The 359-nt window shown below is 59.9% G+C and carries 1 protein-coding gene; it reads left to right on the top strand.

The window, feature by feature from the left end:
• On the top strand, positions 1–359 hold a 359-nt coding region (locus KQX66_RS39035; protein WP_216798436.1), incomplete at both ends, for an MFS transporter.

A 359-nucleotide genomic window follows, 5' to 3' on the forward strand; every position in this document is an offset into this window, starting at 1 on the left:
TCATACACTTGCTCGCAGCGAATGAACATTCAGACGAGGTTACGCATGACTAAGGCGGCTTGTGTTAAACGCAGCGGCTTATGGAGCATTCCCGCCAGAACCATGACGCTGGCGTGTCTGTTGGTGTTTATGGCGCAAATGGCGACGACCGTGTACTTGCCTTCGCTGCCGACGGTGATGCGGGAGCTGGCGATGGGCCGGCGCGCTACCGAGCTGTCCATTTCAATCTTAGTCATCGGCGCCGCCTTGCCGGTGCTGTTCTGGGGCGCGGCCGCCGATCGCTTTGGCCGCCGCGCGCCCCTGACGCTGTCTTTATTTCTTTTCATTGGCTGCAGCGGGCTGTTGGCGCTGTGCAGCAA

Origin of the sequence: Paenibacillus oleatilyticus (assembly GCF_018998565.1) — a bacterium.
In the GTDB taxonomy this organism is placed as follows: Bacteria; Bacillota; Bacilli; order Paenibacillales; family NBRC-103111; genus Paenibacillus_G; species Paenibacillus_G oleatilyticus.